This is a genomic window from Klebsiella sp. GFKo11 (genome assembly GCF_056490265.1).
The window spans coordinates 2,802,034-2,816,405 of the sequence record NZ_CM151369.1; the positions used below are offsets into that span (position 1 = coordinate 2,802,034).

The window sequence follows — 14,372 nt, forward strand, 5'->3', positions numbered from 1 at the left end:
ATTTTAAATATGGCTTAATAATTTCCTGATTTCATACGGCCAGAGTATTGGCCATCAGGTTGTAGAGTACGGTGACGTTTTCGGCCTGTTTTATTTCATTGCGGAAATCCTCTTTCATTAGCTTTCTGGCAAGCGTAGAGAAATATTTCATATGCTCATTAGGGTCGGCGGATTTACTCACCGTCAGCATAAACACGGTTTCGACCTCCTGATCGCCCCACATAATGGGCTTCGCCAGGGTCGCCATACTGATAGTGGAGTAGTGAATATGGTCCGACTTGGTGTGCGGAATGGCGAAGCCATAGCCCACGGCGGTGGAGAATGAGTCCTCGCGCGCCCAGATGTCGTCGCTGAGTTGATCCCGATTATCGGTGCGATGGTGCAGCCACAGATTGTCGGTCATCTTTTTGATAACCTCGTTTTTATCACTGGCTTCCAGATCGCAGAGAATGAAATCCGGGGCGAGGATCGGCATTTTGCTAACCGCTTTTACGTCCGGTGAACGCAGCGTGGTTTTGACCTCAGCAGAGCGTTTTAACGCCACGATATCCTGCGCTAGCCGCTGGCATTTAGCGAAACTCAGCTCCCGCAGCGCATGTTTAACGCCTGGAATCGAGGTGCCGCTCATGCTGAGCTCGTCAAAGCCCATGCCGACGAACAGCGGCAGAAAATCTTTGCTGGCGCCCAGCTCCCCGCAGATGCCAATCCACTTGCCAGCACGATGGACCTCATCGGCGGCAAACTGCATAGCGCGAAGAAATGCCGGGGCATAGTTGTCGTACACCGCCTCAACCTGCGTATTTCCGCGGTCGGCGGCAAAAAAGTACTGCGTCAGGTCGTTACTGCCGACGCTGAAGAAGTCCGCGTATTCGGCTATCTCACGAATTGCGAAGATGACGGAGGGCACTTCCAGCATCACGCCGAGCGAAATCTCATCGTTGAACGCCAATCCCTCGCTGCGCATCGCGCTTTTCACCTCCTCCAGCACTTCACGACACCAGATAACTTCATCAACGTTAGCGATCATTGGGATCATGATTTTGGCATTGCCAAATGCCGAGGCACTGAGGATGGCCTTGAGCTGCATGGTAAAAAGGTCGCGATAGTGCGGATAGGTGCGTACCGCCCGGAAGCCGAGAAACGGATTTTCCTCTTCACCGAGGTTCATATAGTCGACGGGTTTGTCGCCGCCGATATCGAAGGTGCGAAATATCACCGGCTTCCCTTCGGCGAGCTGCATCACCTGGCCGTAGAGCTCAGCCAGCTCGCAGTAGTCCGGTGCGGTTTCACGATCCATAAAGGACATTTCGGTACGGAACAGCCCAATACCTTCAGCGCCGTTGTTGAACGCGGCTTCGGCTTCCGCCAGGCTGGCAATGTTGGCGGCGATTTCGATGCTATGGTTATCGCGGGTCATCGCGGGTTGGCGGACGTTAGCCAGCATCTGCTGTTGCATGGTCTGCTGCACGGTGATTTCGTTGCGGTAATAGCGCAGGACTTTTTCATCCGGTGCGGTAATCAAAATGGCCGGGTTACCATCGATGATGATGTCATTCTCTGCATTCAACGCCAGAGCTGAACAATCGATATCCGTCAGGGTTGGGATACCAAGCGAACGGGCCAGAATAGCGGTGTGAGATGTTTTACCGGTGGCGGATAACACCATTCCGGCAAGATACTCTTTATTGATGCCGAGGAACTGACTCGGCGTCAGGCTATTGGCCAGAATAATCGATGCTTGTGTTAATTTAAGGCTGTTTTGTGGTAATACGCCAGCACCATAAACCGAAGTAAGTAATTGCCCGGTAATATCGAGAACGTCCAGGGTGCGCTCTTTAATATATTTGCTCGATGAGCGATTAAGAATTTCACAGAACGCTATGGCAGCCTTAATGATCGCATCCCAGGCATTTTCTCCGCCCGCAATCGCGGTGGAGATATGGCGCTGGAAGGTTGCATCGGTAATTATTGATAAGTGCGCTTGCAGGATATCATGCTCAACGCCTTTTTGGGTTTCCAGAGCCGTCTGCTTATCATGTTTGAGCGTTTCTAAACCTGCCATAAAAATACGCTGCTGGTGCTCAGTGGAATATTCACCGCCGGGGTTACGCGCCAGCATTTCATCCAGTGACAGGCTCTGAATACGAACGGGTCTGGCAATGGCCACACCGCCGCTGATGCGTGAACCCTGAATAAAACTGAGCTGGGTTTCCCGTAGAGAGCGTGGGAGATAGCCTGCTGGCGCTGTTGTTTCTTCCACCTGGCTGACTTCGAAGGAGGGGAGTTTTTTGAGCAGCGCACTCAGCTGTTGGGCAGCGTTTGCAGCATCTTTTCCACTGATTGTAATTTCACAGGCGTCGCTGAGTAAGGTATCGGTGGCGACAATCGAGAGCGCGCTTTTGCCATTGCCTGACATTCCGCTGCGAATATTATTCCAGCACACCGCAGATTGAAAAGTATTACACAGTCGTTCGATATGCCCCGCCGGTCGGGCGTGAATACCATCCTTCAGATTACATTGATACGTTATTATCTCTGACATTGTCACTCCCGATAATCTTTAAGCGAAAGCTAATTAATTTTTTGAGCAGGTATTAATGCCTGCGTTTCATGTTTTATATCCTTCATCGTTCTCGCTCTGCTTTGAATAGAAAAAAAGTGACCTTTGCTCAAATAAAAAAAGCTCGGTTGTTATTTTGTGATCGCAGTCATAAATTTAGCGTGTAAAATCTCTTGTGATAGTTATCACACTCTTATTAACGATCGAAGGTCGGTAACGTATTTGCTATTAAAGTGCTTTTCTTTCTATTTAATGGTTGTGGGGTAATGGAGTAAAAATAAAACACACTCATTTATTTTGCCGTGGTAGATACGATGCATTTTCGTGGAGTATTACTGGATTTAGACGGAACGCTGGTGAACTCGCTGGATTTCGTTGAGGCTTCCTGGAGTTTATGGGCGACTAAAAAAGGCCTGGAGCCGAGGGCGGTATGCCATTATCTCCACGGTAGACCCGCCCTGAGCACGCTGCACCACTTTATGCCCGATGCCAGCGAACAAACCCTCATTGATGAATTTCTCGCGTTGGAAGAGTTTGAAGCGCGCAATACTGACGGCATTACCGCAGTGAACGGTGCGGTTGATTTTCTCCGCCAGCTGGAGCAGTTGCAGGCTCCCAGGGCCATTGTGACTTCCGGGTCGATGAAGGTGGCCTCGGCACGGATCCGCCAGGCCGGTTTTCCGTTTCCGCCGGTACTGGTGACCAGCGAAGATATTCATCACGGCAAGCCGCATCCCGAGCCGTTCCTGACGGGTGCAGCCCGACTCGGTCTTTCTCCCGCTAACTGCCTCGCTTTTGAAGATTCCACTGCCGGTCTGCTTTCTGCTACCCAGGCGGGATGCGTAGTGGTTGAAGTGTTGACCCGTCAGTCGGTTGTTCACGATATCGATACCTGGCAAACCATTGATAACTACCTTGACCTGCGCGTAATGCACAAGGGTGAGGCGGATTTTTTCCTTAAGATTTAGAGGGAGTTTTAAATGTCATCACGAAAAACCCTGGCCAATGCCATCCGTATGCTGAGCGTTGATGCCGTGCAGCGGGCGAACTCCGGCCATCCGGGCGCTCCGATGGGAATGGCGGATATTGCCGAAGTGCTGTGGCAAGATTTTCTCAACCATAACCCGAATAACCCCGCATGGGCCAACCGCGACCGTTTTGTGCTCTCCAACGGTCACGGCTCGATGCTGATCTACAGCCTGCTACACCTTACCGGCTACGACCTGCCAATGGATGAGCTGATAAACTTCCGTCAGCTGCATTCGAAAACGCCGGGCCACCCGGAAGTGGGCTATACCCCCGGCGTAGAAACCACCACCGGGCCGCTGGGCCAGGGGATCGCCAACGCGGTCGGCATGGCGATTGCCGAGAAAACCCTCGCGGCGCAATTTAACCGTCCGGGCCATGAAATCGTCGATCACTTCACATATGCCTTTATGGGTGACGGCTGCATGATGGAGGGCATTTCACATGAAGTGTGCTCTCTGGCGGGGACGCTGAAGCTCGGTAAGCTGGTGGCGTTCTACGACGATAACGGCATCTCTATCGATGGCCATGTTGAGGGATGGTTCACCGATGATACCGCTAAACGCTTCGAGGCCTACGGTTGGCACGTGGTGCGCGGAGTCGATGGGCACGACCCTGAATCCATCCGCGCCGCGATTGATGTCGCAAAGTCGATTACCTCCATGCCGACGTTAATTATCTGCAAGACGGTGATTGGTTTTGGCTCGCCGCATAAAGCGGGTACTCATGATGTCCACGGCGCGCCGCTGGGCGAGGCCGAGGTGGCGGCGACGCGTGAGGCGCTGGGCTGGCCGTATCCGCCGTTTGTTATCCCTTCTGAGATAGCCGCGCAGTGGGATGCTCGCCAATCAGGGCAGGCGAAGGAGGCTGCATGGAACGAGAAGTTTGCCGCCTACGCTCAAGCCTTCCCCGAGCTGGCTGGCGAATATACCCGCAGAATGAAGGGGCAGCTGCCCACAGAATTTGCCAGCAAGGCGCAGGCGTTTATTGAAAAATTACAGGCCAAACCGGCGAAAATCGCCAGCCGCAAAGCCTCGCAGAATGCGATTGAAGCCTTTGGTCCGCTGTTGCCGGAATTCCTCGGCGGCTCCGCGGATTTGGCTCCATCAAACCTGACCTTGTGGTCCGGGTCTAAAGCGATTAACGAAGAGCCCGCCGGGAACTACATTCACTACGGCGTGCGCGAGTTCGGTATGACCGCCATCGCCAACGGTATTGCGCTGCACGGCGGCTTCCTGCCGTATACCTCGACGTTCCTGATGTTTGTCGAATACGCGCGCAACGCGGTGCGCATGGCGGCGCTGATGAAGCAGCGCCAGGTGATGGTTTATACCCATGACTCCATTGGCCTGGGCGAAGATGGCCCGACCCATCAGCCGGTCGAACAGATTGCTTCGTTGCGCCTGACGCCGAACCTCAGCACCTGGCGGCCCTGCGATCAGGTGGAATCGGCGGTAGCGTGGAAGTATGGCGTTGAGCGGCAGGATGGCCCGACGGCGCTGATTTTCTCCCGGCAAAACCTGACCCAGCAGGAACGGACCTGGCAGCAGGTGCAGGATATCGCGCGCGGCGGCTATATACTGAAGGATTGTGACGGGCAACCACAGCTGATTCTTATCGCGACCGGTTCCGAAGTTGAGCTGGCAATGGCTGCATATCAACAACTGACGGCTGAAGGCGTGAAGGCTCGGGTGGTCTCGATGCCGTCCACCGATGTCTTCGATACACAGGATGCGGCGTATCGTGAAGCGGTGTTGCCGAAAGCGGTTACCGCTCGCGTGGCAGTGGAAGCCGGTATCGCGGATTACTGGTTTAAATATGTCGGGCTGAACGGCGCGATTATCGGTATGCAGAGCTACGGTGAGTCCGCTCCGGCGGAACAGCTTTATCAGGCGTTCGGTATTACCGTTGAGGCGGTGTTGCAGCAGGCAAAAGCGCTGCTGGCTTAATCTTTGACGGCCCCTTATACCCTAAATAATTCGAGTTGCAGGAAGGCGGCGACGCAGTGAATCCCCAGGAGCTTACTCTAGTAAGTGACTGGGGTGAGCGAGGAAAGCCAACGCACAAGCAACTTGAAGTATGACGGGGATATACGCTAAGGGGCCGCTTTTCATTAAGGGAGAGATAACATGTATCCCGTCGATCTTCATATGCATACCCTGGCCAGCACCCACGCCTACAGCACGGTGCATGATTATATTGCCGCAGCGGTGCGTAACCATATTCGCCTGATCGCCATCACCGACCATGGCCCGGAGATGGTTGATGCGCCGCATCCGTTCCACTTCAATAATTTGCGCGTACTGCCGCGGGTGGTTGATGGGGTCGGGATCCTGCGCGGTATCGAGGCCAATATTAAATCCGGCGGCGAGACCGATTGCAGCGACAAAATGCGCGCGTCGCTGGATTTAGTGATTGCCGGATTCCACAAGCAGGTGTTTGCGCCTGCGGATATCAGCACCAATACCGATGCGCTGATTGCCGTGATAGCGAGTGGGAAGGTACACATTATTAGCCACCCTGGTAACCCGGAGTATCCGATTGATATCCCGGCGGTGGTGGCCGCCGCCAAAGCCTGCGACGTGGCTCTGGAGGTGAATAACGCCTCTTTTGTCCTGTCGCGTCAGGGCAGTGAGGGGAACTGTCGCAAAATTGTCGCCGCCGTGCGCGACAGCGGCGGACTTCTCTCGTTGGGTAGCGATTCACACAGCGCATTTTCGCTGGGGGATTTCAGCGCCTGTCAGCATCTGCTGGCGGAGGTGGATTTTCCGCCATCAAGAGTGCTGAACACCTCCGTGCGTCAGGTGCTGGCGTTTCTTGAGCAGCGCGGTGGGGAGCGGATTGATGCGCTTTATGCGCTGCCGGGATGAAAAGCCTTGTGGGTTAAACCCTCACCCTTAAAAAGGGAGAGGGAGTACGGCGTGCTGTGCGGTTTTGAAGTTGGGCGGTTGTAGCCTGAACAGGTGCACGGCACCGCCTCCGGGAACACCTTCTACAGGTCAATAACGTTGCCTCGCGGCAGATTTAAAGACTTGCGAATGGCGGCGATAACCTCCGCCGGTTTGAGCAGCAATGAGTTAATGCAGACGTTCAGAATACGACAGCCGTCAAAACGTGAGGGGTTATCGATCGTAATGTCGGAGGCAATAATTGCGAGCTCTGATTCGAAAATATCTTTATCGGTAATGGGGTTCTTGAGCCCCAGCACGCCCTGAGTCTCTATTTTGATCGCAAAGCGATACTGCTTCGCGAGTTTCTCCAGTTGCTCCGCGGCCATATAGGTGTGCGCCACGCCGGTCGCGCATGCGGTCACCGCCACAATATGCAGATTCCGTTCGCTGGAGAAGGGCTGAATCTCATCTCTTCCTGCACGAGTGGTCATATGCTTGCTCCCTTATTTTTGCGCCGGTACTCAAGCGGCGTACAGTCGTTAATATCGCGAAATACCTTGCAGAAATAGTTGGTGTCAGTAAAACCGCACTTCTCTGAAACCTCGTTTATTTTCAGATTGGTATTGGTTAGCAGTGCTTTTGAACGCGAGATGCGGGCTAACTTGAGATATTCATTAAATTTCACGTCTGACTCCTTCGAAAACAGACGCGACAGATAGCCGGGGGAGATATTAAAGGTCTCGGCGACGCTCTCCCGACTAATGTCCGTATTGTAGTGGCTATCAATATGGCCTTTAATTTCATCCAGTAGCGAAAAGGGTCCTCGCGGATTATTCAGGCCATCGGTAATTTGGTATAGCAGGTCGTTAAGCAGTGCATAGACGATATGGGAAAAGGTCTCGCCGGTATTGTCCTGTGCCCACGCCAGGGATTCGGCCAGCTCAAGCAGGCGGTCGCGAACCGAACTGCTGGATTTTTGCAGGTTATATTTCTCCACTTCTTTAAACTGCGTACCGTCCCAGTTGCTGATGCTAAAACCGACATCCTGCTTCCAGAAAACAATCGACATGCAAATAACCGGGCTTTCCCACTGCGGTGAGTTCCAGCTGTTGGCGGGAATATAGGTAATCGTACCAACCGGGCGTTCATATTTAACGATTCTGTCCGCCCCTTTCGGCAGCAGCATGCTGAGCGCCCCTTTTACCGTCAGTTCGATACGCGGCACGTGCAGATGATAGGCCATCGCCGGGGCCTGCGCGTTGCCGTTGGCCACCAGCACGCTCTCGTTAGTGGCGCACAGGTTACTGAATTCACTGAGGATCGATTGAATAAACGTAGCCATATTATGCCCGTGGTTTAATAACGGTCTTTAAGACCTTGACCGCAACTGCGGTCGTGATGGTCCCGACGATCACCGAAACGATATAGCCAAAATGGTTACTGACCACCGGTAATACAATCAGCCCGCCCCACGGGGCGGCGTTGGTTGCCCCAAACCATAAAGAAAGGACGGCGGCGACCGCGCTGCCGAGCATAATCGCCGGGATCACCCGTACCGGATCCGCTGCCGCAAACGGGATCGCACCTTCGGTGATGCCGACAAAACCCATAATCACTGCGGGCTTCCCGGCTTCCCGCTCTACATCATTAAAAATGTCTTTAAACAGAAAGGTCGCCAGCGCCAGCCCCAGCGGCGGCGTGCAGTCGGCGGCGGCCACCGCGGCCATCAGCTGCGGATTGGTCGAGATCAGGGCGACGGCAAAGAAAAAGGCGGTTTTGTTCATTGGCCCGCCCATATCGACAGCAATCATACAGCCCAGAATGGTACCGAGAATAATGAACGAGGCCCCCTGCATATTGCCAAGCCAGACGCTAAGCCACTTCATGACCCCGGCAATCGGGTCGCCTATAATGTAATAGACCGCCATTCCGGTCACGAACGTGCCAATCAGTGGAATAATAAAAATCGGCAATATCATGCGTAGGAAATGGGGAATATTGAGCCGGGCAATCAGATTAAGCAGGAGGTAGACCACCAGTCCGGCAATAATCCCGGAGAGCATGCCGCCCAAAAATCCAGCGCCCATTTGATACGCCATTAACCCGCCGATGGCGCCCGGCGCGATGCCCGGTTTATCGACCATTGAATAAGCGATAAAACCCGACAGAATGGGGATGAACAGGGTTAATCCCGCCATCCCAATTTGCGACATCGCTTTCAAAAATCCGCGATCCGGCACGGCGGCTTCACCGTTAAACATTACCGCCAGCGCCAGCAGCACGCCTCCGGCCACCACGAATGGGATCATGTACGACACGCCGGTCATGAAATGCCGTTTGGTATTTTTTAATAGTTTTAACATGTCAGCCTCATAACGTTTGGTGATCAGAAGGCCAGAGTTCTGGATATCAGGTTGTAGAGTGCTTTTGGGTTTTTCATTTCTTTGACCAGACTGACAAATTCATCATTCATCAGCATGCGCGCCAGGGTGGAGAAATATTTCATATGCTCATTATCCTGCGCGGAATTGCTGATCGTCAGCATAAACAGGGTGTCTACCATCACGCCGCCCCAGGCTATCGGCTGCTTAAGCGTTGCGACGCTAATAGCAGAGTCGTGGATGTAGTCCGTTTGGGCGTGGGGGATGGCAAACCCCGAGCCGACAACGGTAGGAAAAGGCACTTCCCGGGCCCAGATGTCGTCACATAGTCTGTCCCGCTCATCGGTACGCTCACGCAGCCACAGGTTATCGACCATCATTTTGATCGCTTCGTTTTTATCGGCGGCGTCAATATTCCACAGGATCATCTCCGGTGACAGAAGCGGTTTTTTCGCCGCTCCGCCGCCCGAGCGTTGCAATATGGCTTTGACCTGGTCTGCGCGTTGGCTCGCGAGCAGGGTTTGCGTTAGCGTCTGACAATCGGCAACGTTAAGCTTTCTGAGTGCATTTTTAACCCCTGGGATTGCGGCGCAGTTCATACTCAATTCATCAAAACCGATGCCGATGAGCAGGGGGAGAATGGGGGCGTCGGCGGCCAGTTCGCCGCAAAGCCCGATCGGTTTACCGGCGCGATGGGCCTCGCTGACCGCAAACTGCAGGGCGCGTAAAAAAGGCGGCGCGTAGCTGTCGTAGAGGCTCTTTACCTGAGCATTTCCCCGGTCGGCGGCGAAAAAGTACTGCGTCAGGTCGTTACTGCCAACGCTGAAAAAATCGGCGTATTCGGCCATTTCCGCCATGGCGAACAGCACCGAGGGAACTTCCAGCATGATACCGAGCGCAATCGCTTCATCGAATGCCAGCCCTTCACCGCGCATCTCCTGCTTGACCGACTCCAGTACCTCCCGGCACCAGAGAAGTTCTTCAACTCGCGTAATCATCGGCAACATGATTTTGGCCTGACCTGCCGCCGATGCGATAAGAATCGCCTTCAATTGGGCGGCGAAAAGGTCGCGATAGTGCGGATAGGTACGCACTGCCCGGAAGCCGAGAAACGGGTTCTTTTCTTTGTCGCTGCTAAGGTAGTCGACGGGCTTATCACCGCCGATGTCAAAAGTGCGAAAGATAACCGTTTTACCCGCAGCCAGAATCACCACCTGTGTGTAAAGGTCGGCCAGCTCCTTGCAGGTGGGGGGCGTATCGCGGCCCATAAAGGTTATCTCAGTGCGAAACAGCCCGATGCTTTGTGCGCCATTATCAAAGGCGGCCTGCGCTTCGGCGAGGCTGGCAATGTTCGCCGCGATCTCAATGTGCTGCCCGTCGCCAGTCTGTGCCGGCGTTGAAGCGTTTGCCCGTAATAACTGCTGCATGGCCTGCTGCACGGCAATTTCCTGGCGGTAATAGCGCAGCGTCTTCTCATCCGGATGGGTAATCAGAATTCCGGGCTCACCATCAATAATTATCTGCCGCTCAGGCTCAAGCTTGAGCGACGACATATCGATATCGGTCAGGGTTGGAATACTTAATGCGCGCGCCAGGATTGCCGTGTGCGATGTTTTTCCCGTGGACGATAACACCAGACCGACGATCCGGTTTCTGTCGAGAGCCAGAAACTGGCTGGGAGTCAGGTGGTTGGCGAACACAATCGCCGGTTCGTTGAGCGTAAGCGGCGAGTGTGCCAGCGCCTGTTCGCCATACAACGTGCAAATAAGCTGCGTAGCGATGTCGAGGATATCCAGCGTTCGCTCCTGAATATAATGGCTGGATGAGCGCTCAAGCATGTGGCAAAAATCGAGAGCCGCCTGGGCGATGGCGGACCAGGCATTGATATTGTTATTAAGATAACCGATCGCCTTATCCCAAAAGGTCATGTCGGTAATTAGCGAGAGATGGGCTTCGATAAGCTCGCGTTCAACGCCGTGGGTTTGTCCAAGAGCCGTCTCTTTCTCTGCGCGCAAAGCGTCTAAACCAGCGATAAGTCGGGCCGTTTCATCTTCAAGGCGATCAACGTGGCCCGGATTTCGCGCGATGATGTCGGCGAAAGTGAGGCTTTGCACTACCCTTGGTTTGGCGATCGCCGCGCCTTTATTTATGCGGGTTCCCTGAATAACCTGCGGGTTCAGCTCCCGCAGGCAGCGGGGCAGATAGCCCAGGCTGGTCACCGGTTCAGGTGCAAGGCTAAATGTCGGCAGGTCGCAAAGCAGAGCGTGAAGCTGTGCGGCGGCGTTCTGTTCATCATTGCCGCTCAGTGAGATACGACATTCGTCATTTAACAGCGTGTCGGTAGCTATCAGCGAAAGGGCGCTTTTCGCGTTGGCCTGAAGGCCGGTGCGGGTGTTCTCCCAGTCGATAGTGGCCTGGAATAAATGACATAATCGCGCGATGTATCCAGCAGGCCTGGCGTGTATACCTTCACTTAGCTCGCATATATAAGTTAGGACCACCGCCATTTCGACTCCTGAGCGCTTTCGTGCACGACAATGAACTGCTGGATCCCGCTATCTTTCCCTGTTCGTACTGGCGATGACATAGTAAAAAAGTCACCTTTACTTAAAAATAGTGACCTGATTGTGATTTTGTGACTTTTGTCATATTTATGCTCGGCGAGAGGTTCTTTTATTTCATTGATTTATGTTGTTTTTTTGTTTCTCTTTTTTACGATGAGTTTGCGAGATGAGTCACAAAATTGCAGTTCAGGGATGAGCTTGCGCACCCAGTAGTAAGAGGGGGCGGGGTTTTATTTGTCCTCGATGGCCGGCTATTTCATCACGGCAGAAAAATAAAATATTACGTATTCCCCCTTTGGTCAGCCTAAATATTGTGATTGAAACTCAACAAACTTAATCTTTTCTTAATATTCCCGCGCGGTAACCTTTATCTAATCTGCGATATCTCACGAATCTTTATTTAAATTACGCCAGCGTCACAAAAGTCATAAAAAAACAGCCTCCGGCGTTGCAGGCTCCTGGTGTCCCGCTATATGTTAAATTTGTGTTTTAATAATATTCCATAAAGGTTAAATTTATGTATATGAAAATTGGTGGGTTAGTGATTTCACTGACGACAATATTGTCCTGCCCGGCGCTGGCGGAGCTCCCGCAGGGCTACCCGGCAGATTATCAAAAAGTGGTGGATGCAGGGATCAAAGAAGGCAAAGTTGTCATCTATTCAACGACGGATACTAAGGCTGCAGGTCCGCTAATTAAAGGATTTGAAGCGCAATATCCCGGTATTAAAGTTGAATATAACGATATGAACAGTACCGAACTATACAACCGTTATATCAGCGAACAGGCAGCGGGCGGCGGCAGCGGCGACGTGGTCTGGAGCTCCTCAATGGATACGGCGTTGAAACTCGCCACCGATTACGCCGAAGAGTACGCCTCGCCCGAGCAGGCTAAGCTGCCGAAATGGGCGGTTTGGCAACAGAAAGCTTACGGGACTACTTACGAACCGGTGGTGTTTATCTATAACAAACGCCTGATCCCAGAAGCTGATGCGCCGGACTCGCATACCGCGCTGGCGAAGCTTATCGCCGGTCAGGCCGATAAATTCAAAGGCAAAGTCACCACTTACGATATCGAAAAATCGGGACTGGGTTTTATGCTGGCGGTCCAGGACAGCAAGGCTGACGCTAACTACTTTAACGACCTGGCCGGGATCGCTAAGGGTGGGCTGACCGTACAGTCATCCACCGGCACGATGATGGAGCGCGTCTCCTCCGGTGAGAACCTGATTGGCTACAACATACTCGGCTCGTACGCAGAGGCGCGCGCGAAAACCGACCCTTCACTCGGTATCTCATACCCGAAAGATTATGTGCTGGTGCTCTCCCGGGTATCGTTTATTACCGCTGAAGCCGGCCATCCTAATGCGGCGAAATTGTGGTTCGATTATGTGCTGTCGGAAAAAGGACAAAGTATCCTGGCAAATCAGGCGGATATTCCGTCTCTGCGCAATGATATCGAAGGTAAAAATGATATTGATGGCATGACCAAAATGCTCGGCAGCGCGCTGAAGCCGATTCCGGTAGATGAAACGTTACTGGAATACCTTGAGCCGAAACAACGTCTGGAATTTATCAAACAATGGCGTACCGCCGCGGCGAAATAACCCTCCAGGGCTGTATTTCTTTTTTGTGCAGCCCGTTTAATGCCCGGCAGGTCTAAGGGATCGCATTTGACTGCTCCCCGCCGTAAACGGCGAGGATTCCCACACTTCACAGAGCCGAACCTAAGCCGCTTTATGCGATTCAGGATTTACAGGCTCTCCGTGGGCTAACACTGCCAGCCCGGCAGCTTTGATATTACGCGCCGCATTAACGTCAAGATCATGGTCTGCGCCACATTCTGGGCAGTGCCATTTACGAACATCAAGAGGCATTTTTTGCATGATATATCCGCAACAGCTACAGCGTTTTGAGGACGGGAAAAACGGGTCGATTGCGACCACCGAACGCCCGGCCCATTCGCCTTTGTACCGGAGTTGGCGCGTAAATTCACCCCAGCCTGCGTCTGCTATCGCTCTGGACAGCGACGGGTTGCGGAGCATGTTCTTCACTTTGAGGGATTCGACGCAAACAACCTGGTTCTCGTTTATCAGTTTGCGGGATGCTTTGTGCAGAGCATCCAGACGGCAATCAGCTATTTTCGCGTGGAGTCGGGCCACCTTTAAGCGGGCTTTGGCGCGGTTCTTTGAGCCTTTAGCCTTTTTACTTAAACGACGCTGGAGCAACGCCAGGCGGGCCGCGTATTTGGCGGTATGGCGGGGATTGCCGGATTTGAATCCGCTATCGGTGACGAACAAATCTTTTAAACCCACATCAATGCCGACCGTTTTTGCGGTGACCGGCAGTGATACAGGCTCAAACTCGCAGAGGCAGGAGACGAAGTACCGTCCGGCTGCATCTCTGGAAAGGGTGACGGTAGACGGAGCAGACGGCAATCCACGGCTCCAGCGCACGTCTAACGGCGCTTTACTCTTAGCTATATACAACTGCCATCACGGTATTTGAATGCGCTGGCGGTTAATTCCGCGGCCTGCTTATGGCGCTTACTTTTGAATGTCGGGTATGCAGCACGCCCGGCGAAGAAGTTCACAAAGGCGGTCTGTTGGTGGCGTAAAGACTGCTGTAATGGCACGCAGGAAACATCATTGATCCAGGTAAATTCCGGCTCTTTTTTCAGTGCCGTTAACCGGGCACTGGCCTGGGCATAACCTATTTTCTCCTGCCGCTCGTTGTACGCATCAGTGCGCCAGCGAAGGATTGAATTGTAGACAAAACGCACACAGCCGAACGTCCGGGCCAGAAGCTCAGCCTGTTCGGCGGTTGGATAGAATCGAAATTTATATGCGCGTTTCATACTTCACATCATATACACGAATCTGTGGGGCTGTAAATGTATACAGGTAAATCCAAAATAGGGTTAGCTTCCTCTTTCCTCCCCGCCCGCATTG

Annotated in this window: 9 protein-coding genes and 1 pseudogene; 4 read left to right on the forward strand and 6 right to left on the reverse strand. The window is 53.1% G+C overall.

What is annotated here, in order from left to right:
• Positions 1-31: 31 nt before the first annotated feature.
• Entirely contained in the window at positions 32-2,542 is a 2,511-nt protein-coding gene (ptsP, locus tag AC07P6_RS13605) for a phosphoenolpyruvate--protein phosphotransferase (RefSeq protein WP_478316625.1), read from the reverse strand.
• 332 nt (positions 2,543-2,874) lie between these two features.
• Between ptsP (AC07P6_RS13605) and AC07P6_RS13610 the strand changes: the two genes are divergently transcribed.
• The 3 genes from AC07P6_RS13610 (at position 2,875) to AC07P6_RS13620 (ending at position 6,456) form a co-directional block, all read left to right on the forward strand.
• Positions 2,875-3,528, forward strand: coding sequence for an HAD-IA family hydrolase (locus AC07P6_RS13610; RefSeq protein ID WP_478316627.1), 654 nt, complete (start codon positions 2,875-2,877; stop codon positions 3,526-3,528).
• A gap of 12 nt (positions 3,529-3,540) precedes the next feature.
• Positions 3,541-5,535, forward strand: a complete 1,995-nt coding sequence (tkt, locus tag AC07P6_RS13615; RefSeq protein WP_478316629.1) for a transketolase — start codon at positions 3,541-3,543, stop codon at positions 5,533-5,535.
• Positions 5,536-5,715: 180 nt separating this feature from the next.
• A complete protein-coding gene (locus tag AC07P6_RS13620) occupies positions 5,716-6,456 on the forward strand; it encodes a phosphatase (protein ID WP_434663285.1) in 741 nt (246 codons plus the stop codon).
• A 122-nt stretch (positions 6,457-6,578) separates the two neighbouring features.
• On the opposite strand, the gene AC07P6_RS13625 is transcribed toward AC07P6_RS13620, so the two are convergent.
• The 4 genes from AC07P6_RS13625 to ptsP (AC07P6_RS13640) are packed head-to-tail and all read right to left on the reverse strand — an operon-like array spanning position 6,579 to position 11,365.
• Complete coding sequence (locus AC07P6_RS13625) at positions 6,579-6,968, reverse strand: PTS fructose transporter subunit IIB (protein WP_110273933.1); 390 nt, start codon at positions 6,966-6,968, stop codon at positions 6,579-6,581.
• Complete coding sequence (locus AC07P6_RS13630) at positions 6,965-7,819, reverse strand: helix-turn-helix transcriptional regulator (RefSeq protein WP_478316631.1); 855 nt, start codon at positions 7,817-7,819, stop codon at positions 6,965-6,967. Before AC07P6_RS13630 ends, AC07P6_RS13625 begins: the two co-directional genes overlap by 4 nt.
• Position 7,820: 1 nt before the next feature.
• A complete protein-coding gene (locus tag AC07P6_RS13635) occupies positions 7,821-8,840 on the reverse strand; it encodes a PTS fructose transporter subunit IIC (protein WP_478316633.1) in 1,020 nt (339 codons plus the stop codon).
• Positions 8,841-8,863: 23 nt separating this feature from the next.
• Positions 8,864-11,365: a phosphoenolpyruvate--protein phosphotransferase gene (gene ptsP, locus AC07P6_RS13640; protein ID WP_478316635.1), complete on the reverse strand. Its 2,502-nt coding sequence runs from the start codon at positions 11,363-11,365 to the stop codon at positions 8,864-8,866.
• A 574-nt stretch (positions 11,366-11,939) separates the two neighbouring features.
• Here ptsP (AC07P6_RS13640) and AC07P6_RS13645 point away from each other — a divergent pair.
• Positions 11,940-13,028, forward strand: a complete 1,089-nt coding sequence (locus tag AC07P6_RS13645) for an ABC transporter substrate-binding protein (protein WP_478316636.1) — start codon at positions 11,940-11,942, stop codon at positions 13,026-13,028.
• A gap of 120 nt (positions 13,029-13,148) precedes the next feature.
• Here AC07P6_RS13645 and AC07P6_RS13650 read toward each other — a convergent pair.
• Positions 13,149-14,278 (reverse strand): annotated as a pseudogene (locus AC07P6_RS13650) (RNA-guided endonuclease InsQ/TnpB family protein).
• Between the last annotated feature and the right edge of the window lie 94 nt (positions 14,279-14,372).